Below are 23,514 nucleotides of genomic sequence, written 5' to 3' on the forward strand. Positions count from 1 at the left end.
GGTCGGGGCTGCTTGACACCCCGGAATCGCTTGACTAGGGTGCGCGTTCCGAAGCGGACACCAGGCAACAGGTTTCCTGCATCGCCCGGAATATGATATTGGGCCGCCGCCATCGCTCCCCGTGGCGGCGTTTTTCCGTATTGGACCAGGGGGCAGTGTCGCAGCAGTACCGCGAAGAGAGTCGGTTTTTACATGAACGTGAATCCGCAGGAGCAGTTCACCGAGCAGGAAGAGAACTTCGCCGAGATGTTCGAAGCGTCCCTCAAGGAGCGCGGCGGCGAGGGTGTTCTCAAGGAAGGTGAAGTCGTCAAGGGCACCGTCATCCAGGTGACCAAGGACTTCGCCATCGTCGACGTGGGCTACAAGTCCGAAGGCCAGATCCCGCTTTCGGAGTTCACCAACGCCAAGGGTGAGACCAGCGTCGCCGCCGGTGATTCCGTCGAGGTGCTCCTCGAGTCTCGTGAGAACGAGACGGGCATGGTCGTCCTCTCCAAGGAGAAGGCCGACAAGATGCGGATCTGGGACGAGATCTCCGCCGCCTGCGAGCGGGACGAGCTCGTCCACGGAACCATCGTGGGCCGCGTGAAGGGTGGTCTCTCCGTCGACATCGGCGTGAAGGCCTTCCTCCCCGGCTCGCAGGTCGACATCCGCCCGGTCCGCAACCTGGACCAGTACATCGGCAAGGATTTCGACTTCAAGGTCATCAAGTTCAACAAGAAGCGCGGCAACATCGTGCTTTCGCGCCGGGTCCTCCTCGAGAAGCAGCGTGAGGAGATGAAGAAGGAGACCCTCACCAAGCTCCAGGAGGGTGCAATCCTCAAGGGCGTGGTGAAGAACCTCACCGACTACGGCGCCTTCATCGACCTCGGCGGCATCGACGGCCTCCTCCACATCACCGACATGAGCTGGGGCCGCATCGGTCACCCGAGCGAGGTCTTCAACGTCGGTGACGAGGTTCGCGTCGTCGTCCTCAAGTTCGACCCGAACACCGAGCGCGTCAGCCTGGGTCTCAAGCAGATCCAGGAGGATCCGTGGCACCGCGCCGACGAGAAGTACCCGGTCGGCACCCGCGTCAAGGGCAAGGTCGTCTCGCTCACCGATTACGGCGCCTTCATCGAGATCGAGCAGGGCGTCGAGGGTCTGGTCCACGTCTCCGAGATGTCCTGGACGAAGCGCGTCAAGCACCCGTCCAAGCTCATCAACGTCGGTGACCCGGTCGAGGCCGTGGTGCTCGACATCGATCCCAAGGCCAAGCGCATCGCGCTCGGCATGAAGCAGATCGAGCCGAACCCCTGGACCCTCCTCGAGGACAAGTACCCGATCGGCTCGGTCATCAAGGGCCAGATCCGCAACGTCACCGACTTCGGCATCTTCGTTGGTGTCGAGGAAGGCATCGACGGCCTGGTGCACGTCTCGGACATCTCCTGGACCCAGCGCATCAAGCACCCGGGCGAGCTCTTCAAGAAGGGTGACGAGGTCGAGGCCGTCGTTCTCAACATCGACGTCGAGAACGAGCGCTTCTCGCTCGGCATCAAGCAGCTCCACCAGGATCCCTGGGACACCCTCGCCGAGCGCATGCCGATCGGCAGCGTGGTCAAGGGCAAGGTGACCAAGGTCACCGACTTCGGCGCCTTCGTCGAGATCGAGGAGGGCATCGAGGGCCTGGTGCACGTCTCCGAGCTTCGCGAGGAGCGCGTGGAGAAGCCTGCCGACGTCTGCAAGGAAGGCGACGAGCTCGAGGTCAAGATCATCGACATCAACACCGTCGACCGGAAGATCGCGCTCTCGGCCAAGGCCGTGCTCTCGGGTGAGTCGGATTACCGCGACTACCTCCGCCAGCAGGGCCAGGACTTCGGCAAGGCTCGCCTCGGCGACCTGATGAAGAAGTTCAACCGCGGCTAAGCGGTAGCGGCTCTGCGAAGAGCTGCCAAACGAAGCCCCCTGCAGCCCACCGTGGCGGCAGGGGGTTTCGTCGTTCTGGCATCCCACCTCCTCGAAGGGGCGCTGCCCATCCGGAGCGGAGGTCGCATCTTGATGGCCCGGCTGCGCTGCAGGAGCAGCCGTACGGTCTCGCATGCTCCTTCTCCTTCTCTACGTCGGCATCGCCCTCTCGGTCTCCTTCCTCTGCTCCCTCCTCGAGGCGTCCTTCCTCTCGGTGCAGATGGGGGAGCTCCTCGCCCGCAAACAGGCTGGCGACGTGGCGGCGGAGCAGATGCTCGAGCTCAAGGAGCACCGGCTCGACGATTCGATCGGGGCGATCCTCACCCTCAACACCATCGCCCATACCATCGGCGCGGCGCTTGCCGGTGCACAGGCGGCACGGGTCTTCGGGAGCAACTGGGTCGGCGCCTTCTCCGCCGTGCTCACCCTTGCCATCCTGCTCTTCACCGAGATCATCCCCAAGACCCTAGGCACCACCCACGCCGCGGGGCTGGTCCGCTTCACTGGCACCACGATCCGTTTCCTCGCCTGGCTCCTCGCGCCGGTCCTCTTCGTCACCGGCTGGCTCACGCGCCTCTTCGCCAGGGGCACCGAGCTGCGGGTGTCGCGCCGCGAGATCGGGGCGCTGGTCGACGTGGCGGCGGAGCAGGGCAGTCTCGAGCCCGAGGAATCGAAGGTCATCGCCAACGTCCTCCGGAACCGCGAGGTGCTGGTCGCCGACGTGATGACGCCGCGGGTGGTGGTGAAGATGCACCCGGCCCACACCACCGTGGACGAGCTGCTCGAGGATCCGGAGGCGCTCACCTTCTCGCGCATTCCGATCTGGGAAGACTCGACGGATCGGGTGATCGGCTACGTCCTGCAGCGCGAGGTCCTCGAGGCGGTGGCCCGCGGCTCGTCCCGGGAGCGGCCGCTGCGCGACTTCCTCCGCGAGCCCTTCCATTTGCCGGAGATCGTCTCGGTGGAGTCGGCGCTGCGCGCATTTCTCGGGCGGCGGGAGCAGCTCGCCATCGTCACCGACGAGTTCGGTGGGGTGAGCGGCGTGGTGACCCTCGAGGATCTGGTGGAGACCATTCTCGGGGCGGAGCTCGTGGACGAGCTCGATTCCGAGGCGGATCTCCGGGCTGCCGCCGTGCGCCTCCGCGACGAGCGGCTCAAGCGGATGCGCCTCGCCCCGGTGGGCGGGCCGCAGGCCCCGTCCCACTGAAGGATCGGAGCGCCCAAACAGGCCGCGCCGTGGTAGGGACAGCTTCCTGCGCAAGGGAGCCGTTCGTGAAGAACTATGTGATTGCCGGCTTCGAGATCGACAGCTGTGAGCGCGCGGAGGAGCACCGGCTCGCCGATCGCCAGCTCCTCGTGCCGATCCTGGGCGACGTCGACCCGGGCCCCGACGACTTCATCCCGCTCACGCCGGAGCAGGCCCGGGCCGTCGCCGAGGCGACCGGCCTTCCGCTCCTGCCCGACGAGCTCGAGTATTTCCTCGAGATCGAGCGGATCTGAACGAGACCATGGCCCTCCTGTTCACCTACGTCGTAGTCGCCCTCTCCATCTCCTTCCTCTGCTCGCTGCTGGAGGCGTCGTTCCTCTCGGTGTCGATGGGAGAGCTGCTCGGGCGCAAGCAGGGCGGCGACAAGAGCGCCACGCTGATGCTCCACCTCAAGGAGGAGCGGCTCGACGACTCGATCGGCGCGATCCTCACCCTCAACACCATCGCGCACACCATCGGCGCCGCGCTCGCCGGCGCGCAGGCCGCCCGGGTCTTCGGCGACGCCTGGCTCGGCGTCTTCTCGGCGGTGCTCACCCTCGCGATCCTCGTCCTCACCGAGATCATCCCCAAGACGCTGGGCACCACCCAGGCGTCGGCGCTCGTCGGCTTCACCGCCCGCACGATCCGGCTTTTGATCAAAGGGCTCGCTCCGCTTCTCTTCCTCACCCGGATGCTCACCCGCCTCTTCGCCAAGGGCGCGGAGGTGAAGATCTCCCGTGGTGAGCTGGGCGCGCTGGTCGCCCTCGCCGCGAAGCAGGGGCTGCTCCAGCACGACGAGTCGACCCTCATCGCCAACGTGCTCCGCTTCCGCGAGGTCAAGGTCGCCGACGTGATGACGCCGCGGATCGTGGTGCAGATGCAGCCTGCCGACGCCAGCGTCGCCGACCTCCTCGGCGATCCCGCGGCCATGGTCCACTCGCGAATCCCGGTCTGGCAGGAGAGCCCCGATCACGTGATCGGCTACGTGCTCGTGCGCGACGTGCTCACCGCCGTGGCGAAGGGCACTTCGCAGGAGGCGCCGCTGGTCCGGTTCCTCCGCGATCCCTTCTTCGTGCCGGAGCTGGTCTCCGTCGACGGTGCCCTGCGGCAGTTCACCGGGCGCCGGGAGCAGCTGGCCATCGTCACGGACGAATACGGCGGGGTGAGCGGCGTGGTCACCCTCGAGGACCTGGTGGAGACGATCCTCGGGGCGGAGCTGGTGGACGAGTCGGATGCGGTCGCCGACCTGCGCAAGGTCGCGGCGGATTTGCGCGACCGGCGGTTGCAGCGCATGCAGGTCAACCTGCCCGACACCGATCGATCGGTGTGATCTCCTTCCCACCCGCGGGCGCCTGCGCGCCGGCGTTCCGTCGACGCAGGGGCAGCGCCCGGAGCTCCGCCGCCAGCGCCTGCAGCTCCTGTTCCCGGGGGTGGCCCGCCCGCCAGACCAGGCGGAAGGCGTCGGTGGCGAGCTCCAGCCGCGGGAGCAGCTCCGAGAGGCGACCGCGCGCGAGATCTGGCGCGACGAAGTAGCGCGGCAGCACCGCGACCCCCGCTCCCTCCAGCAGCCGGTAGCGGACGGCGGCGATGCTGCCGAGCCATTCGTTGCGGGCGAAGGGCCAGCGGGTGCCCACCGGCGCCGCGTCGATCAGGTAGCGGAAGAGGGGCAGATCCGGCCCGAGATCGAGGAGCGTGTGCCGCGCGACGTCCGCTGGCGCCGCGAGCGGTTCGCTGCGCAGCAGCCGCTTTGCACCGACGAAGACGTAGCCCTCCGGGTGGAGCACCTCGTAGCGGAGCGCGCGGCCCGCGAGCCTGCTGCTGGTCACCGTGGCGTCGAGGGTGCCGTCGCGGACCTGGGTGAGGAGCGCGTCACCGTCGCCGAAGGCGAGGTGGACCGTCCGCTCCGGCCGCGCCGCTTGCAGGGGCCCGAGCGCCGGGGTGAGCCAGGAGAGGCCCAGCTCGAAGCGGGTGCCGACGCGGAGCTCGAAGGGCGGGGTGCCGGCGTCTGTCGCAACGGCGAGGCAGCGTGCCGCTTCGTCCAGCGTGCGCCGCGCCTGCGGGAGGAGTCGCTCCCCTGCAGCGGTCAGCGCCACCCGCCGGGTGGTCCGGACGAAGAGCTCCGCCCGCAGGGTCTCCTCCAGCCGCTTCAGCCTGTCGCTGAAGGCTGCCGGCGAGAGCGCCACCGCACGGGCGGCGCGGCGGAAGTTGAGGTGGCTCGCCGCCGCGTCGAAGCAGCGGAGCGATTCGAGGTCGGGGAGCTGCATTCGTCACCTCCGAACGATCCTCGACGGATTCTATCGATTCCCGGCCTGAGCCGACCACCGCATCCCGCCGGTGGGGAAGGAGCCGAACGACGGAGCGGAGGGCCCCGTCCTGCTCGTGCGCAGCCGCTGGCGGCTGCGCGGCGCGCGCTGCAAAGTAGCGGCGAATCGCGGCCTTTCGCGCCTTGACGCTCCACGATCTCGCGGCTAGCGTCCGCCGCACTATGCTGACCTTCCAGGACCTGATCCTCACGCTGCACAACTACTGGGCCCAGCGCGGCTGCATCATCGGACAGCCCTACGACATGGAGGTCGGCGCGGGCACGTTCAACCCGCAGACCTTCCTGCGCTGCCTGGGCCCCGAGCCCTGGAACGTCGCCTACGTGCAGCCCTCCCGCCGCCCTGCGGACGGTCGCTACGGCGAGAACCCGAACCGGCTCTACCAGCACCACCAGTACCAGGTCCTCCTCAAGCCCTCGCCGAAGAACATCCAGGAGATCTACCTGGGCTCGCTACGGGCCATCGGCATCGATCCCCTCGAGCACGACATCCGCTTCGTGCACGACGACTGGGAGTCGCCGACGCTCGGCGCCTGGGGCCTCGGCTGGGAGGTCTGGTGCGACGGGATGGAGGTGACCCAGTTCACCTACTTCCAGCAGGCGGGCGGCATCGACCTGAAGCCGGTGAGCGTCGAGCTCACCTACGGCCTCGAGCGCATCTGCATGTACCTGCAGAACAAGTCGAACGTCTTCGACATCGAGTTCACGAAGGGCGTCACCTACGGCGAGGTGTTCCGGCCGAACGAGGTCGAGATGTCGACCTACTCGTTCCAGGCCTCCGATCACGACATGCTCTTCCGCCTCTTCGACACCTACGAGGCGGAGTGCAAGCGGCTCCTCGAGATGCAGCTGCCGCTGCCGGCGTACGACTACGCCCTCAAATGCTCGCATGCCTTCAACAACCTCGACGCCGGCGGTGCGATCAGCGTCACCGAGCGGCAGGGCTACATCCTGCGGGTGCGCAACCTCGCCCGCGGATGCGCCGAGGAATACCTGGCGATGCGCGAGCGCCTCGGCTTCCCGCTCCTCCAGTCGGGCTGGGCCCGGAACGAGGCCGGCCCCGCCACCAGCACCGCAGCTGCAGCGAAGGAGGTGCGGTGATGGCCCGCGACCTGCTCATCGAGATCGGCACCGAAGAGATCCCCGCGGCATTCTTTCCCCGGGCGATCGAGGACCTGCGCGACAACCTGGCGAAGGGGCTCGCTGCCGCGCGCCTCTCCCACGGCGCCGCCCGCCTCTACGGCACCCCCCGTCGCCTCGCGGTGCTGGTGGAGGGCGTGCTCGACGCGCAGCCCGACGTCACCCGCGAGGAGGTCGGCCCGCCGGTGAAGGTCGCCTTCGACGCGGAGGGCAAGCCCACGAAGGCGGCGCTCAACTTCGCCGAGAAGGTCGGCGTCCCGGTGGAGAAGCTCGCCCGCAAGCAGCAGCCCAAGGGCGAGTACATCGCCGCCACCGTCGAGGAGAAGGGCAGGTCGGCCCTCGAGGTGCTGCCGCAGATCCTCCACGACGCGGTCGCGAACATCCCCTGGCGCAAGAGCATGCGCTGGGGCAACCACGACGTGCAGTTCGCAAGGCCCGTCCACTGGATCCTCGCCCGCTTCGGCGGCGAGGTGGTCCCCTTCGGCTGGGGCGACGTGGAGAGCGGCGGCGTCACCTGGGGCCACCGCTTCCTCGCCAACCGGGCGATCGAGGTGCCGGAACCCGCCGCCTATGTGGAGACGCTGCGCCGGGCCGAGGTGGTGGTCGATCCCGCCGAGCGCCGCCAGGCAGTCCGGGCCGCTGCGGAGCAGGGCGCGAAGGAGGCAGGTGGCACCCTGCTGCAGGACGACGAGCTCTTCGAGCACGTCACCTGGCTGGTGGAGCGCCCGTCGCCCATCGTCGGCACCTTCGACGAGAGCTTCCTCGACCTGCCCAAGGAGGTCCTCGTCTCGGAGATGAAGGGCCACCAGAAGTATTTCTCGGTGAACCGCCCCGGCGACACGGGGCTCCTGCCCGCCTTCGTCGCCATCGCCAACACGCCGGTGAAGGATCCGAGCCTCGCCCGCCGCGGCTTCGAGCGCGTCCTGCGCGCCCGGCTCTCCGACGGCCGCTTCTTCTTCGACGAGGACCGGAAGTCCCCCCTCGTCGACCGCGTCGAGCGGCTGAAGAAGGTGACCTTCCAGGCGAAGCTCGGCTCGATCCACGAGAAGGTGGAGCGCTTCCGCGCGGTGGCGGCGTGGCTCGGCCAGCAGCTCGGCCTCTCCGCCGCAGCCCGCGAGCACGTGGAGCGGGCGGCGACGCTGGCCAAGGCCGATCTCGTCACCGGCATGGTGGGGGAGTTCCCCGAGCTCCAGGGCGTGATGGGCCGCGAGTACGCCGTCGCCTCCGGCGAGCCCGACGAGGTCGCCGTGGCTGTCTTCGAGCACTACCTCCCCCGCGGCTACGGCGACCAGATGCCGGCGGGCGACGTGGGCGCCGTCGTCGGCATCGCCGACCGGATCGACACCATCGTCGGCATCTTCGGCATCGGCAAGCCGCCCACCGGCAGCGCCGATCCGTTCGGCCTCCGGCGCGCCTGCCTCGGCGTCATCCAGGTGACGCTGCAGAAGGGCTACCGGTACTCGATTGCACAGCTGATCGACCGTTCCCTGGTGGCGCTCGCGGACCGTCTCGCCCTGCCTGCACCCGAGGTGAAGGCCCAGGTGCTCGATTTCTTCCGCACCCGCCTCAAGAACCTCTGGGCGGAGCAGCACCCCGTCGAGATTGTCGAGGCCGTGCTCGCTGCCGGCTTCGACGACCTCCTCGCCGTGCGCGCCAGGTTGTCTGCCGTCGACCAGATGCTCGGCGACGAAAGCTTCCGGGCCCTTGCCGAGGGCTTCTCGCGAACCAATATCGTCGAGAAGGCCAAGAGCATCGACGTCCGCGACGTGGATCCGCAGCTCTTCGAGAAGGACGCAGAACGCGTGCTCTTCAAGAGCTTCCTCGCCGCGAGAAAGCAGGTCGACGAGCGCCTGCAGGTGGACGACTACGCAGCCGTGCTGCGGGACTTCACCTCGCTGCAGCGCCCGCTCGATCAGTTCTTCACCGACGTGATGGTCATGGCCGAGGACCCGAAGGTTCGCGACAACCGGCTGCGGCTGCTCTCGGAGGTCCGGGAGCTCTTCGGACGCGTCGCGGATTTCGGAAAGATGGACCTCAAGCGCATCGGCGGCGGGAGCCGCGAGGCGAGATAGCAGGCGCCGGATTCGACAGCCCGGCGCCTGGCGGGAGAGCGTGATGGACAACCACGTGTTCTCGTTCGGTGACGGCAGGGCGCAGGGCTACGAGGCAATCCCCGCCGGGAACGAAGAGCGGAAGCGCATCCTCGGAGGCAAGGGAGCAGGGCTGGCGGAGATGACCGCCGCCGGCCTGCCCGTGCCCCCGGGCTTCACCATCTCCACCGGGGCCTGCCTGCTCTGGCAGCGGGAGGGCAGGCTCCTCGCTGCGATCGAGGCGCAGATGGACGAGGCCCTCGCCCTCCTCGAGCGGCGCATGGGCAAGCGGCTCGGCGATCCCGCCAACCCGCTCCTCGTCTCCGTCCGCTCCGGCGCGCCGAAGAGCATGCCGGGGATGATGGACACCATCCTGAACCTCGGCCTCAACGACGGGACGGTCGAGGGGCTGGTCGAGCGCACGGGCAATGCCCGCTTCGCCTACGACGCCTGGCGGCGCTTCATCTGCATGTTCGCCGACGTGGTCCTCGGCCTGCCGCGGCGCCTCTTCGAGGAGGAGCTCCACAAGGCCCGCCGTGCCCGCGGCGTGCGGCAGGACCACGAGCTCGACGCCGAGACGCTGCGCAACAAGGTGGTGCCCGCCTTCCTCGCCGTGGTGAAGCGGGGCACCGGCAACGACTTCCCGCAGGACGCACGCGAACAGCTCCGCCTCGCCATGGACGCGGTCTTCCGGAGCTGGAACAACCCGCGCGCCATCGACTACCGCAGGCAATTCCACATCCCCGACGACCTCGGCACCGCGGTGAACGTGCAGGCGATGGTCTTCGGCAACAAGGGCGACGCCTCCGCCACCGGCGTGGGCTTCACCCGGGACCCGGGCAGCGGCGCGCGCCTCTTCTTCGGCGAATACCTGGTCAACGCGCAGGGGGAGGACGTGGTGGCGGGCATTCGCACGCCGCAGCCGATCGCCGCGCTGGAGGAGGCGCTGCCGGAGGCCTTCGGCCAGCTCCGCGCGATCACCTCCCGCCTCGAGACCCACTACCGCTGGCCGCAGGATTTCGAGTTCACCATCGAGGAGGGGACGCTCTACATGCTCCAGACGCGCGACGCGAAGTGCACCGCGCGCGCGGCGATCCGCTGGGCCATCGACTTCCTCGACGCTGGGCTCATCTCCGAGGAGGAGGCGCTGCTGCGGGTCGAGCCCGCAGCCCTCGATCAGCTCCTCCACCCGGTCTTCGACCACGCCGCCAGGAGCCGGGTGAAGGCAGCCACGAGCGGCCTGCCCGCTGGCCCCGGCGCCGCCACCGGCCACGCGGTCTTCACCGCAGCCGACGCGGTGGCGTACGCGCGCAAGGGCAGGCCCGCGATCCTCGTCCGGGCGGAGACCAGCCCCGACGACATCGGCGGGATGATCGCGGCGCAGGGGGTGCTCACCGCCACCGGCGGCATGACCAGCCACGCGGCGGTGGTGGGCCGGCAGCTCGGCAAGCCCTGCGTCGTCGGCGCCGGTTCGGTGGAGATCGACGAGGGCAGGCGGATCGCCCGCATCGGCGGTGCCACCATCCGCGAGGGCGACGCGCTCTCGATCGACGGCGCCACCGGCGAGGTCTTCCTCGCGGCGATCCCCACCGTGCCCTCGGAGGTGATCCGCGGGGTGCAGGGGCGGCTTTCGCCGGAGAAGAGCGAGGTCCTCCGCGACTACCTGCGGCTGATGGAGATCGCCGATCGCCACCGCCGCCTCGAGGTGCGGGCCAACGCCGATCAGCCCAAGGACGCGAAGGCCGCCTTCGCGTTCGGCGCCAGGGGGATCGGCCTCTGCCGCACCGAGCACATGTTCTTCGAGGGCGAGCGGATCCCGGTGGTCCAGCGGATGATTCTCGCGGCGCCGGAGGGGCGCGAGGGGATCGTCCGCCTCGAAGCGGCGAAGGCGCGCTGCGAAGCCTCGAAGGGCAGGGGGCGCAAGGGCGATCCCCGGCTCCTCGCGGAGGTGCGGGCGATCGAAGCGGCGCACGGCGACGCCATCGCCGCCTACCTGGGAGCGCTGGAGGAGCTCCTCCCCCTGCAGCGGGCGGACTTCGCCGGCCTCTTCGAGGAGATGGACGGCCACCCCGTCACCATCCGCACCCTCGATCCGCCGCTCCACGAGTTCCTGCCCAGGCGCGAGGAGCTCCTCGTCGCCAGGGAGGCGCTGCGCCACGGCAAGAAGCCGGAAGGCTGGAGCAAGCTGGAGAAGAGCCTCAAGGCCCTCGGGCCGGTCCTCGGCAGAAAGCGCCTGTCGCGCCTCGAGCTGGTGGAGGCGGTGCTCCACCGGGTGGACGAGCTCCACGAGTTCAACCCGATGCTCGGCCACCGCGGTTGCCGCCTGGGGATCACCTACCCGGAAATCACGGCGATGCAGGCCCGGGCGATCTTCGAGGCGGCAGCGCGCTGCGCCAGGCGCGGCATCGTGGTCAAGCCGGAGATCATGATCCCGCTGGTCGGCACCGTGAAGGAGCTCGCCGAGCAGAAGGCGATCGTCCAGCGGGTCCACGCCGAGGTGCAGGCGAAGAAGCGGGTGGAGATCCCGCTGGTGGTGGGCACGATGATCGAGGTGCCCCGCGGCGCCCTCACCGCCGACGAGATCGCGAAGGAGGCCGAGTTCTTCTCCTTCGGCACCAACGACCTCACCCAGATGACCTTCGGCTACTCGCGGGACGACGCGGGACGGTTCATCCACGGCTACGTCGAACGGCAGATCCTTTCCCACGATCCCTTCGTCACCCTGGACGGCGGCGGTGTGGGCAAACTGGTCCGCATCGCGGCAGAGGGCGGCAGGGCCACCCGCCCCGAGATCAAGCTCGGCATCTGCGGCGAGCACGGCGGCGACCCCCGCTCGATCGAGCTCTGCCACGAGCTCGGCCTGGCCTACGTCTCCTGCTCGCCCTACCGGGTGCCGGTGGCGCGGCTGGCCGCTGCCCAGGCGGCGGTACAGGAGAAGCGCCGGGCGGCTCCGGTGGCGGAGGACCTCCCCGCCGCCGCGAACGATTCGGAAGCGGGGATCCCCGCCTCCGCCATCGCCACCGGCCCGGAGATAGCCGCCCTCGACATCGCGGTGCTGCCGGAGCTGCCCGCAGGCGACCTGCTCCGGGTCGCCGAGGCGGCCCGCGGCGCAGCCACCAACGCCTATCCCCCGCAGGCCCTCGACCGGGAGCTGCTGCGCGGCGACGAGGGCGGCGCCGACGAGGTCTGACCGGCAGCCGACCCGGGTGCAGCGCCGCGAAGGCGGTGGTTTCCCCCCACGGGGATCCACCGCCTTTTCGCGTTCTCCGGGGGCCCTCCCGTCGACCCGGTAATCCTTGACCGGGTCCGCTCCCGGTGCCATCCTCCGCCGCCTTTTCCCCGGGTAAATCGCGTGTCTGGCAAGCTTTCCCCTTCGAATCTCCTCCCTCCGGCGGCGCCTCTGCGGACGCGGGCGACGGAGATCTGCGCCCCGCGTACCGGACGCAAGATGCTGGCGGCGCTCCTCCTCGCCGCGGCGGGGATCGCCGGTGTCGCCTGTGCCGAGGAGGTGCCGCGCGAGCCGCCGCCGCTCGACCAGCTCTTCTTCCCCACCGGCGCAGCGCTCTCCAGCGACGGGACGGTGCTGCTCGTCACCTCGGGCAATTTCGATCTCCGCTATCGCTCGGGCGTGCTCCACGCCTTCGACGTGGCGGCGCTCGATCGGCTCGCGGACGAGGCGGACGGGGAGCCTTGCCCGGGCACCGCCGATTGCGCGCCGCCCAGGAACGCCGACATCGGCAGCGCTCTGGTGGACAGCACCGAGATCGGCGACTTCGCCGGGCAGCTCGGGCTCGGTTCGGTCGGCGGGCTCGATCGCGCCTTCATCCCGCTCCGGGGCAGTGACACCGTCCTCGCAGTCGACGTCGCCCCCGGCAGCGCCGACGGCGACGTGCTGCGCTGCGTGCGGCAGAACGACGAGCGCTGCCTCGGCGCCTCGTTCCCGCGGCGTGACCCGTTCAGCGTCGCGGTCCTCGAGGGGAACGTCTATGTCGGCCACATCGGCCGCGACGGCGACGACGATCCGATCGGCCTCATCGGCGCCGCCCGTGCCGACGACGATGCGCTCTGGCGCGAGGGGGACGGGGAGTTCGCCCGGATCGGCCTCGGCGAGCAGCCCGCCGGCGGCATCGCCGCAGGCGCCTGCCGCGACGAGGCGGAGGGGCGGACCTGCACGCTCTTCGCCACGGCGCGCACGCTGGAGCAGGGCTTCAACCCGGTCTTCCTCTTCGACTTCCGCGCGGGCGAACTGCGCACCAGCCCGGTCTTCAGCCTGAACGTCTTCGGCCAGCAGCGGGGCCTCGACACCCGCGGGGTCGCAGTCTCCAGCGACGGCAACGCCATCTTCGTGGCGGAACGCTTCCCCGACGCCCTCGCGACCATCGACGTGAGCCGCACCGGCGAGCAGCGCTTCGACGGCTGCGTGGTGCCCTCCGGCGAGCAGCTGCCGCCGGAGGGGAGCTGCCCGCCGGGGCCGGTTCCGCTCGGCGGCGAGGAGCCGCGCTTCGTCACCGCCGATCTCGTCCCCGTGCCGGAAGGTCCCAACGCGGTCTTCGTGATCCCGCGGACCCTACCCGGCGGTGGCACCAGCGATCTCGTAGTCGTCACCAACGACGACGGCCTCTATTTCGTCGATACGAGGACCGGTCTCGCCTCGGGCGCGGTGGAGAACATCGGCATCGCGCCCGCCGCGGTGGCGGTGCGTCCCAACGGCACCGGCGCCCGCCTCTACGTCCCCTCCTTCGGCGAGGGAACGCTGGCGGTGATCGACCTGCCCGACCTCTTCCGCCCCTCGTCGGCGGAGGTGGTCGCCATCCTAGGCAATTCGCAGGAGGGCGCGCTCTGATGCGCCGATTCGCTCCGCTCCTCCTCTGCCCCGTTCTCCTCGCCGGCTGCGGCGAGACCTCCGTCGCGCCCTTCGGCCAGCTCCGGAGCCCGGTGGCGCTCGCGGTGCACCGCCCCACGAGCCAGGTCTTCATCGCCTCCCTCGGCGGCGACGAGCTGCGCGTCTTCGACGCCCGCGAACAGGCCTTCCTCACCGCGCCGGTGGCGCTCTTTCCGCTCTCGGTGCCGACGGTCCGCAACCCGACCGCTCTCTCCGCAGCGGACCGCTTCGTCTTCGTCCTCTCCGGTCCCGACGCGGAGCTCGGCTTCGTCGACACCGAGGTTCCTGCTGGCGCTGCGGGCCCCCGCAGCGTCGACGTCGCCGGCTTCCCGCTGACGCTGCCCCTCGACACCGTGCCCGCCGACGTGGAGGCGTTCGCGGCCGCCTGGCCCTGGGGGCCCGACGCCGTGCTCGCCGATCACGCGATCGTCGCCGGCCTCGACGCGGACGGCGAGGGCGGCGTCCTCGTCGCGGTGCGGCCGCCCGTGGTGGCGGACGCCACCGAGGTCCTCGAGCTGCCGCAGCCGGAGGCGGTGCTCGAGCTGCCTGGGATCTACCCTGCTGCCATCGCCCTGGATCCCACCCCTGCAGCAGTCGCCGGCCTGCGGGGCGCCGACGGCGCGCCGGTCGAGGACTGCCGGCCGATGGCGATCGCCGACGGCAGGTTCGCCCCGGGCACCGATCACACCCCCGGCATCTGGCTCACCAGCGTGCGGGTGCAGCCCGACGGCGTCCTCTCCATCGACCCCCTCGACGAGAGCCGCTTCGTCGCGATCGAGGTGGCGGTGCGCCTCCCCGACGGGGCGGAGGAGCTCCGTGTCGCGCCGGTGCGCGATCTGGCCTTCGTACCGGCGCCGCTCACCGACAGCGCGCTCGCCGCTCTGGCGGTCGACCCCTGTGCCGCCCGCTCGGGCCGCATCTACGCCGTGCTCGACCCCGTCTATTGCGCCGGCGCCGTCGAGTGTCCCGACGTGGCGGTGGTGGACGTGGCGGGCACCGACGCGCCGCGCCTCGCGCCGGACGCGCTCGAGGCAGGGCCCGCGCTCTACGACCTGCCGGCGACGATGCTGGCGGTCACCGCCGTCTCCGGCCCCTTCGATCTGCCGCAGGCCTTCATCCCCGGCCGCTTCACCGACGCCGGTGTGAACGAGCCTCTCGACGCCTCCGCCGCCCTGGGGCTCTTCGCCTCCAGCAACGGCTCGGTCTACTACGTCGACGGCGGCCTCGGACCCTACCTCGTCGGCCCCGGGCCGGAGGATCGCGCTCCCGTGGGGCCGGCCTTCCCGGTGGACGCGGAGCAGGCCGGGCCGGGGATCTCGTTGCCGCTGGTGCGTACGGACGCGGGCCTCCGCGGCTCCGCCGCCAGCGATCCGGCCCTCGCCGTGCCCCCGGGGGCGCGCCCGCGGGACGAGCGCTGGACCCTGGCCTACCTCGCGGCCCTTCCCGGCCTCGGCAACCTCGGCAGGACCGCCGACATCACCGAGGACGGCAGGGTGCCCGCGCCGCCCGGGACCAATTTCCTGGCGCCGGTTGCCGCGCGGGCCTCTTCGGATCCGCGCCTTGCCGACCGGGTGGCGCCGCTGACCTTCACCAACGCTGTCTGTGAGGGGTTCCCGGTCACCGAGGTCGCCAGCGACGGCAGCTTCCTCCGGGTCGATCTCGCCTCCACCCTGCAGAACGACGAAGGCTGCTTCGAGACCACGCTGCCGCTGCGGCTGCTGCCGCCGATCGAGGAGCCCTGGTGGGTCTCCGGGGCCACCGTCGGCTTCGTGGGCAGGCTGGCCGGCGCCAGCGAAGAGGCACAGCCCACCTCGCTGGTCTTCGTCGGTGATTCGTTCCAATTCGCTTTCACGGCGCCGGCGGAGACGCCGCCGGAGCGGGCGACCTACGGCTTCTCGACCACCGACGGCCTGCGCTTCTACGGGGCCAACCCCGGCGAGTTCGGGGAGCTGCCCGCTGCGATGGCGTCCTTCCTCCGCGCCGGTCCGCGGGAGAACGCCGACCCCGACTGGCGGATCTTCGTCGCCTACAGCGGCACCGACACCCTCGCGTCGCTCCGGCCCGCCGCCCCCGACGACATCGATTTCTTCCAGTAGATCGAATCCGCTGCGGCCCCCTGCTAGACTCGCGCGCGCGCCCGCGGGTCGCGGGTTGGGGGCACCGCCGATGATCGAAACGAACGAGGCCAGCTCGACCCGCGAGGTCGCCATCGCCGACCATCTCTGGGCGACCCTGGAGACGATGTCCCGCGAGATGGCGACGCCGGTCGACGTCCTGCTCGGGCAGGCGATCTTCACCTTCGCCCGCTTCAACGGCTACCTCGGCTCGCTGCGCCAGGGCGCCGAGCGGGGCGGCGGCGCCGAGGTGACGGGGGCGCCCTCCGCAGCCACGGTCTTCGAGACCGCCGGGCCGCGCAGCGCAGCCGCCGCCCCCGTCGCCGCCGAAGCGCCGCCGCCGGTTCCGCGCAGCATCTCCTCGGTTCCCGCGGGACCGCCGCCGGTCATCCGTCCCGCCGAGCAGCGGCGGGAGGCAGCAGCTGCCGGCCTGGTCCTCCGGGACGACAACGGGGCGAGCTTCGTGGTCGAGGGGGAGCGCTTCGTCATCGGCCGCGGCAAGCATTGCAATCTGGTGATCGACTCCACCCGGATCTCCCGCGAGCACGCGGCGATCGTCCGGGAGGGGGGCGGCTGGTTCATCGAGGACCTCGGCTCCTCCAACGGTACCTGGTTCGACAAGCAGCGGATCGACCGGCGGCGGATCGCGGACGGCGACGAATTCTTCGTCTGCTCCGAACGGCTCCGCTGCCTGGTGCGCTGATGGCCCCGGAGGCTGCGGCCTGGGTGCTCGGCGCCCTGCTTCTCGGCAGCCTCGGGGTGTCGCTGGTCACCGACCTGCGCGCCCGCCGGATCCCCAACGCGGTGACGCTGCCGGCCTTCGCGCTGGCGCTCCTCGCCCGCGGCCTCCTCGTCGGCTGGGAGGGGCCGTATGGCCTGGGCAGCGGCCTCGTCGGCGCGGTGGTCGCCTTCGCCCCCTTCTTCCTCCTCGCTTGGATGGGCGGGATGGGGATGGGCGACGTGAAGCTCGCCGCCGTGGTCGGCGCCTGCGTCGGCTGGGAGCGGATCCTCGCGGTGCTCTTCTGCATCGCGCTGGTCGGCGGCGTCCAGGGCGTGATCGCGCTCCTCTGGTCCCGCCTCCCGCGCCGCCAGGCCGGGCCCCGCACGGTGGCGGAGCCTGGCCCGCAGCTGCGGCGGGTGACGGTTCCCTACGGCGTGGCGATCGCGTTCGGTACCGCGTGGGCGCTGGTGTGGCCCGTGCTCGGCTCCTGATGCGCCGGGCGGTTCGACCGCCGCCCGACGCCGTTCGCAGCGATCACGGCAGGGGCAGCTTCCAGACGCCGGCGCCGTCGACGCCGACGTAGAGGTGCTCCTCGGTCAGCACCAGTGCGAGCGGAGGCCCCGGCAGCTCCTGGCCGAACGTCTGCCAGGTGATGCCGTCGTCACTGCTCCGCCAGACGTGGTGGAAGACCTGCCGCTCGTACTCCCACCCGGGGCGGACCAGCGTCACGAGCAACTCGCCGTCGACCACCACCGCCGAGGTAGGTGTGCCGGGGAGCGTGACATGCTGGCGCTGCCAGGTGAGCCCGTCGTCTGCCGAGTGCCAGACGTCCATCGCGCCCACGTCTGGGGTGCCGTGGAGCATCTCGCCGATGCCGATCAGGCGCGTGCCGCTGCGGACGATCCTGCCGAGGCTGAAGGTGCCGTCGGAGACCGTGGTGAACGTTCCCCCCGCGTCGGTGCTGCGCCACGTCTGGCGGGCCCCGAGCGCGAAGAGGTTCGCGCCGTCCGCGACGAGGCGACCGACGTCGGGACTGCCGTTGCTGCCGGGCAGGTTGGCGCTGAGCGAGGTCCAGGTGGCGCCACCGTCGCTCGAGCGCTGGAGATCGTGCCCCAGTCCGACGAAGAGCTCGCTCCCCACCATCGCAAAGCCGTACGCCCAGCGATCGGCGTCCAGCAGCTGCCAGGTCGCGCCGTCGTCGGAGCTGGACATCACACCGTCCCGCTCGGAGTGGCCGATCCAGTTGCTGCCTCCCAGCGGCTCGATCAGCCGCAGGTGCACCCCGGGGATCGACGACCAGCTGGCGCCTCCGTCCGTGGAGCGGAAGGTGCGGCGGTAGGAGTCGGAGGCGAAGAGGACCGCGACGTTGCCAGCGAAGGCCTTCAGCCCGCGGTTGGCCGAGGCGACAGGGACCTCCATCCAGGCGTTGGCGGCGGTGTCCCACCGGACCAGATCACCGCTCGTCACGTCGAAGACCCACAGCGTGCCGCCGCCCGTAGCGGTGGCGCAGTGGCCATTCCTGAGCGGGCCGACGCGGTTCCAGCCGGAGGCGCCACGTTCGTAGACGCCACTGCCGTCGAGCGCATAGAGCGTCGAACCGACGAGGTAGGTTCCGCAGACCGGGTGGATCTCGTCGCGCGGGAGGCCCGATGGATCGTCGGAGACCCACGTCTGCCCGCCGTCGTCGGAGCGGACGATGGTGCCGTCGAGGAGGGCGGCGAAGTGGCTGCCGTCGTACGCGCGGATGCGCGCCCGCATGGATTGCGGGAGGGGGTGCGCGGTCCAATTCACCCCGTCGATCGAGACGCGCATCTCCTGGTCGTAGTGGGTGAAGAGGTGTCCTCCCGCTGCATCGAAGAGCCACCCCATCGCTGGGAGCGAGGTGAGATCGGTCCAGGTGATGCCGCCGTCGCTGCTGGTCCGTACCATCGGCGGCATCCCCGCGGCGTAGTGCACCGTGGTCCAAAGCGCATGTTGCGGGCCCGCAATCGGCAGACTCACCTTCCACCCGCTGCTGCGCACCGCCCAGGTGGCGCCCTCGTCCGAGGAGGCCAACAGCTGGTCGTCCACCAGGTTGATGCCGTAGAGGGTGCCGTTCACCTCCTCCCCGATGTAGTCGGGCAGTGGCTGCGCCCTGTCGACGACGCTCCAGGTGATCCCGCCATCGGTGGAGCGGCGGAGATCCAGGGGCGTCCTGGCCAGGAGGGTACCGGCGTCGGTGCCGTGCAGGTACATCCCCTGCACGCCCTTCGGGCCGCTCGTCGGGATCCAGGTTTCCGGGGCGATCGCGCCGCCGGCGCCTCCGCTCCCCGCCGCGCCGCCGGCGCCTCCGCTCCCCGCATCGCCGCCGCCGCCTCCGCTGCCCGCTTCGCCGCCACCGCTGCCACCCGGATTCCCGCCGGCACCGCCGCTTCCGCCGGCTGCAGGCACGAGCGACCCCTCGACCGAACCGCCGGCATCGGTACATCCCGCGGCGACGAGCGCCGCGCACACGTACAGCATCGACCTCGACCGAATCATGGTCAGGCTCCTTTCGCGGAAGCGCTGCCGCCTCCGCCAGCGTGTTCGTGCTTCAGGGCAGCGGCAGCTTCCAGACGCCGGCGCCGTCGACCCCGATCCAGAGGTGGCCGCCGGCGACGACCGGGCCCGTGGGCAGGCCCGGCAGCTCCGGGCCGAGGACCGACCAGGTGGCGCCGTCGTTGCGGCTGCGCCAGACGTGGTGCAGGTCGTCCTGCTCCGCATCGAGGAGGCGAGCGAGAGTCGCCAGCACGTTGCCGTTCACCGCCGTCAACGTCATGGCCAGACCGGGCAGGTTGGCGTGCTGGCGCTGCCAGGTGATTCCGTCGTCCTCCGAGATCCAGAAGTCGCCCCGGTAATCTCCGAGCGGGAGCAATTCGCCCGCCGCGACCAGCGTCGAGCCGTTCCGGACGATCCGCCGGAGGCTAAAGGTTCCGTCCGTGATCGTGGAGAAGCTCGCGCCGCCGTCGGTAGAGCGCCAGGCGGTGTGGGTCCCGAGGACGTAGAGGTTCGAGCCGTCCACCGCGATCCAGTTGATGTTCGGGCTTCCACGGGGCACGGGCAGGTTGGCGGTGAGCGAGGTCCACGTCGCACCGCCGTCGCTCGAACGCTCCAGCTGCGTCACGCTGGCCATGAAGAGATCGCTGCCCAGACCGGCAAAGGCCGTGGCCCAGACGTCCGGGCGCAGCGTCTGCCACGTGGCCCCGTCGTCAGCGCTCGCCACGGCGCCGTGTTGGGTGGAATGGCCGATCCATCTGCCGCCGCCGAGCGATGCGAGTCGCCTGAGGTTCAGACCGGGGACGGCGTGCCAGTTCGCACCGCCATCGGTCGAGCGGAAGGTCTGCTCGTAGATGTCCGTGGCGAGGAGGACGGTGCTGGTGGCGCCCAGGTCGATGACGCGGCGGAAGGGCGAGGCGACCGGCACCAGCGCCCAGTTGCCCGACGAGCGATCCCAGCGCGCGATCTCGCCCACGGTGTAGTCGAAGTGCCAGAGCGTCCCGCCACCAGCGGCGGTGGGACATTTGCCGTTCCAGGTGGGACCGACCCGGCTCCAGCCCGTGGCGCCACGCTCGTGGACGCCGTCTTCGTCGACGGCGAAGAGGATCGGTCCGGCGAGATAGGTGCCGCAGCGCATCTGGATCGGCGTGAGCGCGGAGGGCTCGTCGGCGATCCAGCTCTGCCCGCCGTCGTCCGACCGCGCGATCGAGCCGTCGGCGAGGGTGGCGAAGAGGCTGCCGCCGAACTCGTCCACATGGCGGAGCGTCGGCGCCGGGTGCACGGTCCAGCTGGCGCCGTCGCTGGAGACGCGTAGCTCCTCGCCGAGCGAGGCGAAGAGCCTGCCGCCGGCGGACATCACCCGCATCCCCATGGCGGGGAGCTGGTGGACGTCCGTCCAGCTGACGCCGCCGTCGGTGCTCTTGCGGAGCACGTGCGGCTGCCCCGACACCACCTGGACGGTGGACCAGAGTGCACCCTGCGGACCCGCGAAGGGCAGGGGACCAGTCCAACCGCTGTGGCGCACCGACCAGGTGCGCCCCTCGTCCACGGAGGCGACGAGGCGATCGCCTGCCGTGTCGAGCGCGTAGAGGGCGCCGCCCAGCTCCGCGGCGAAGATGTTCGGGAGGGGCTGCTGCCTGTCGACGGGGCTCCAGCTCACGCCGCCGTCGGTGGAGCGGAGGAGATCCCAGGGCGTGCGAACGAGGAGCGTGCCGGCGTCGGTGCCATGGAGGCGCAGCGCGTCCACGCCGAGCGGGCCGCTGGTCTGCGCCCACCGGCCCGGGAGCCCGCCACCGAGCGCCGGTGGCTCGATGTCGCCGCCCTCGTCGACGGGTACCGCACGCGGAGCGGCAGGTCCGCCGGACGCCGGTACCGCCACCGGGACGTGGGGACGCTGCGCCACGCTGCCGAAGACCTGCTCGAAGCCGAGATCGACCACGTGCGCGGGCAGATCGCCTTCGGGGCTGCAGAGCACGCCGCGCTCGTGCTCGTAGGCGTGCGGCATCTCGGGCGGGCAGCGGAAGCCGGTCTCGATGATGCCGTTGTCGTACGCGCAAAAGGGATGTCCCTCCACCTCGACGTACGAGCCACCGCCGGGGCAGGTCTCGAGCGCATGCGAGCGGGAGGTCGGTGCCTCGTCGCCGCACGAGGCGGCGAACATTGCCGCGGCGATCGATATCGAAAGCAGGCAGGACCGCTTCATTCTTCGTCTCCGTCGTCGTGCTGCATGGAATCGCGCGGTGCCCAGAGCACCGAGAAGTCGAGGGCGTCCGCGTCGGCTGCGCCGCGGGCGGCTTCGTCGAGCGCCTTGAGCGCCGGCCAGATCTGCTCCTCGTAGAGCTGCTGCAGGCGCGGCAGATCCTCGGGGCGGATACGGAAGGCCAGGGTGCGGGCGAAGGCGCGGGCCTCGCCGCGGAAGAAGCGCCCGTAGACCGCGTGGGCCAGGTTGGCGGCGAGGTTCTGCAGGGCGTCGAGGCGCGAGAAGAGCGAATCGGCGACGAGGCGCCGCTCGGCCTTGAGCGCCTCGTAGCGGATCGTCCGCCCCTCGATGCGCCGCGCCCGCTGCTGCTCCACGAGGAGCTGCAGCGCCTTCGCGACCGCTCGCGGCTCCACGTCCGGCAGCGCCTGGCAGATCCGCGCCTCGCTCTCCGGCCCCGCCCAGATCAGGAACTCGATCCGCCGCGGCAGCTCGTGGGTCTCGTTGGTGTGGAGGAAGCGCTGCTTCAGGCGACTGGAGAGATCGGCCACCTTGCGCAGGCTCGCGCCCATCCGCTCCGCCGCCTCGCGGGTCTTGAGGCCCTGCCTGCGGGTCTCGTGGAAGTAGGCGACCTCGAGCTGATCGGCCACCTCGCGCACCGGCACGCCGAGCGCCAGCGCGAGGCGCGCCGCCGGCAGCAGCAGGGCGTAGACCACCTGCTCCGCGAGCTCCTTCTCCGCTGTGCCCCGATCTGCCATGGGACAATTAGCGCAAGATTCCGCGCAAATCGTCAAGCCGGGTTTGCGCCCCATGCGGGGCGATCGCCCCCGCTGCCCGCCCGTCCTGCCGGAGCGCCGCCGCTGGTCGGCAGCTTGCAGAAGCGCCCCGCGTCTCGAGCATCGGAGGACCGCGATGGGCCGCTACGCAGCCGGGTTGTTACTCGTCGTCGCCATTGCCCTTCCCGCAGCAGCCTCCGCAGAGGAGATCCTCCTCGGCGTCGGCGCGCAGCGGGTCCTCACCGCGCCCGGCGGCATCGAGCGGATCTCGGTGGGCGACCCCGAGATCGCCGACGTGAAGCCGCTGGGCAGCGATCAGGTCCTCGTCCTCGCAGGAAAGCCCGGTCGCACCACGCTCCTCGTCTGGCGCAAGGGCGGCAGGCGCGACAGCCACGCGGTGGTGGTGCGCCACGGCACCCTCGATCACACCGTCGACGAGATCCGGGCGCTCCTCGCCGATCGCGAGGGGATCTCGGTCCGCAGCGTCGGGGACCGGATCCTCCTCGAAGGTGATGCCCTCACCGCGGAGGACCACCGCCGGGTGGAGCAGGTGGTGGGGCTCTATCCCGGCGTCCGCTCCTTCGTCCGCGTCGCCCCTGCAGCCCGGCGGGTGGTGGCCCAGCACCTCACCGCGGCCTTCGCCGAAGCGGGCCTGCCCGGCGTCCGGGCCCTGGTGGTGGGCAGCACCACGTTCCTCGAGGGGACGGTGGAGAGCGAAGCCGAGCTGGAGAAGGCGGCGCTCATCGCCAGGGCCCTCGGTGAGCGGGTGGAGAACCTGGTGCAGGTGGGGCTGCGGCGGATGGTCCTCTCCGAGGTACACTTCGTCGAGCTGCGGCGGGCGAGCCTCCTCAACCTCGGGGTGAAGCTGCCGGTCGAAGCGGTGGGAACCGCGCAGGCGAGCGCCACGCTCACCGGGCCCCTGGCGATGGCGCACGGGGCGACGGCGGGTACGTGGGACGCCAGCGCCGCAGCCGCGGCGGGCTTCTCGCTGCGCGCTGCGCTCGACTCCGGCGAGGGCAGGCTCCTCGCCCAGCCGAAGCTGGTCTGCGCCTCCGGCGAGTCGGCGGAGTTTCTCGCAGGTGGCGAAGTGCCCCTGCCGCTCGTCACCGCCAACAGCAGCGCCGTCGACTACAAGCCCTACGGCATCGTCCTGCGGATCAAACCCATCGCCGATCGCGACGGGAACATCTCCACCGAGATCGAGGCGGAGGTCTCCGAGCTCGACCGATCGGTGGCGGTGGCGGTGGGGCCCGACAATTCGGTGCCCGGCTTCCGCAACCGGCGCGTGCGCACGAGGGTCACGGTGAAGAGCGGCGAGACGATCGTCCTCTCCGGCGTCTTCAGCAGGGACGAGCAGAAGAACGTATCCAAGGTGCCGGTGCTGGGGCACATCCCGATCCTCGGCGAGCTCTTCAAGCAGCGGGCGGTGGACGACGTGGAGCGGGAGCTCGTGGTCTTCGTCACGCCGCGGCTGGTGGCCGCAGGCGACGAGGCGAGCGACTCGCTCATCGGCGATCTGAAGCGCCGCTACGAGGAGGAGAACGTCGGCGTCGAGCTGCTCGACTAGGAGGCG

16 protein-coding genes are annotated in these 23,514 nt (G+C 70.8%); 12 read left to right on the forward strand and 4 right to left on the reverse strand.

The window, feature by feature from the left end; all coding sequences use genetic code 11:
- The first annotated feature begins 192 nt into the window (after window positions 1–192).
- The 4 genes from ACESMR_RS15075 to ACESMR_RS15090 all read left to right on the forward strand — a co-directional run bounded on the left by ACESMR_RS15075 (window position 193) and on the right by ACESMR_RS15090 (window position 4,517).
- Window positions 193–1,902, forward strand: coding sequence for a 30S ribosomal protein S1 (locus ACESMR_RS15075; RefSeq protein ID WP_373047922.1), 1,710 nt, complete (start codon window positions 193–195; stop codon window positions 1,900–1,902).
- A gap of 172 nt (window positions 1,903–2,074) precedes the next feature.
- Window positions 2,075–3,148, forward strand: a complete 1,074-nt coding sequence (locus tag ACESMR_RS15080; protein WP_373047923.1) for a CNNM domain-containing protein — start codon at window positions 2,075–2,077, stop codon at window positions 3,146–3,148.
- A gap of 65 nt (window positions 3,149–3,213) precedes the next feature.
- On the forward strand, window positions 3,214–3,441 hold the full coding sequence (locus ACESMR_RS15085) for a hypothetical protein (RefSeq protein WP_373047924.1): 228 nt from the start codon (window positions 3,214–3,216) through the stop codon (window positions 3,439–3,441).
- Window positions 3,442–3,449: 8 nt separating this feature from the next.
- Window positions 3,450–4,517: a CNNM domain-containing protein gene (locus tag ACESMR_RS15090; protein WP_373047925.1), complete on the forward strand. Its 1,068-nt coding sequence runs from the start codon at window positions 3,450–3,452 to the stop codon at window positions 4,515–4,517.
- On the opposite strand, the gene ACESMR_RS15095 is transcribed toward ACESMR_RS15090, so the two are convergent.
- Entirely contained in the window at window positions 4,486–5,451 is a 966-nt protein-coding gene (locus ACESMR_RS15095) for a LysR family transcriptional regulator (RefSeq protein ID WP_373047926.1), read from the reverse strand. The two genes, ACESMR_RS15090 and ACESMR_RS15095, sit on opposite strands and share 32 nt — an antisense overlap.
- A gap of 224 nt (window positions 5,452–5,675) precedes the next feature.
- Between ACESMR_RS15095 and glyQ the strand changes: the two genes are divergently transcribed.
- The 7 genes from glyQ (at window position 5,676) to ACESMR_RS15130 (ending at window position 16,945) form a co-directional block, all read left to right on the forward strand.
- Window positions 5,676–6,608, forward strand: a complete 933-nt coding sequence (glyQ, locus tag ACESMR_RS15100; RefSeq protein WP_373048089.1) for a glycine--tRNA ligase subunit alpha — start codon at window positions 5,676–5,678, stop codon at window positions 6,606–6,608.
- The gene (glyS, locus tag ACESMR_RS15105; RefSeq protein ID WP_373047927.1) at window positions 6,608–8,719 is read left to right on the forward strand and encodes a glycine--tRNA ligase subunit beta; all 2,112 of its coding nucleotides are present in this window, start codon (window positions 6,608–6,610) and stop codon (window positions 8,717–8,719) included. The genes glyQ and glyS overlap by 1 nt, the downstream gene beginning before the upstream one ends.
- Window positions 8,720–8,762: 43 nt before the next feature.
- Window positions 8,763–11,927, forward strand: a complete 3,165-nt coding sequence (locus ACESMR_RS15110; protein WP_373047928.1) for a pyruvate, phosphate dikinase — start codon at window positions 8,763–8,765, stop codon at window positions 11,925–11,927.
- Window positions 11,928–12,185: 258 nt separating this feature from the next.
- Entirely contained in the window at window positions 12,186–13,580 is a 1,395-nt protein-coding gene (locus ACESMR_RS15115; protein ID WP_373047929.1) for a hypothetical protein, read from the forward strand.
- Window positions 13,580–15,715 carry a hypothetical protein gene (locus ACESMR_RS15120; RefSeq protein WP_373047930.1) on the forward strand — a complete coding sequence of 712 codons (2,136 nt, stop codon included), beginning with the start codon at window positions 13,580–13,582 and terminating at the stop codon, window positions 15,713–15,715. Before ACESMR_RS15115 ends, ACESMR_RS15120 begins: the two co-directional genes overlap by 1 nt.
- Window positions 15,716–15,785: 70 nt before the next feature.
- Window positions 15,786–16,436: an FHA domain-containing protein gene (locus ACESMR_RS15125; RefSeq protein WP_373047931.1), complete on the forward strand. Its 651-nt coding sequence runs from the start codon at window positions 15,786–15,788 to the stop codon at window positions 16,434–16,436.
- A complete protein-coding gene (locus tag ACESMR_RS15130; RefSeq protein ID WP_373047932.1) occupies window positions 16,436–16,945 on the forward strand; it encodes a prepilin peptidase in 510 nt (169 codons plus the stop codon). The genes ACESMR_RS15125 and ACESMR_RS15130 overlap by 1 nt, the downstream gene beginning before the upstream one ends.
- A gap of 43 nt (window positions 16,946–16,988) precedes the next feature.
- On the opposite strand, the gene ACESMR_RS15135 is transcribed toward ACESMR_RS15130, so the two are convergent.
- From ACESMR_RS15135 to ACESMR_RS15145, 3 genes are read right to left on the reverse strand one after another with little or no spacing between them, the layout of a single operon-like run.
- The gene (locus ACESMR_RS15135; protein WP_373047933.1) at window positions 16,989–18,974 is read right to left on the reverse strand and encodes a WD40/YVTN/BNR-like repeat-containing protein; all 1,986 of its coding nucleotides are present in this window, start codon (window positions 18,972–18,974) and stop codon (window positions 16,989–16,991) included.
- A gap of 52 nt (window positions 18,975–19,026) precedes the next feature.
- Window positions 19,027–21,171, reverse strand: coding sequence for a hypothetical protein (locus ACESMR_RS15140; RefSeq protein WP_373047934.1), 2,145 nt, complete (start codon window positions 21,169–21,171; stop codon window positions 19,027–19,029).
- The gene (locus tag ACESMR_RS15145) at window positions 21,168–21,923 is read right to left on the reverse strand and encodes a hypothetical protein (protein ID WP_373047935.1); all 756 of its coding nucleotides are present in this window, start codon (window positions 21,921–21,923) and stop codon (window positions 21,168–21,170) included. The genes ACESMR_RS15140 and ACESMR_RS15145 overlap by 4 nt, the downstream gene beginning before the upstream one ends.
- Before the next feature lie 154 nt (window positions 21,924–22,077).
- Here ACESMR_RS15145 and ACESMR_RS15150 point away from each other — a divergent pair, with 154 nt between their 5' ends.
- A complete protein-coding gene (locus ACESMR_RS15150; protein WP_373047936.1) occupies window positions 22,078–23,508 on the forward strand; it encodes a pilus assembly protein N-terminal domain-containing protein in 1,431 nt (476 codons plus the stop codon).
- Window positions 23,509–23,514: the final 6 nt, after the last annotated feature.

The sequence above is a fragment of the Vulgatibacter sp. genome (genome assembly GCF_041687135.1).
Taxonomy (GTDB): Bacteria; Myxococcota; Myxococcia; order Myxococcales; family Vulgatibacteraceae; genus JAWLCN01.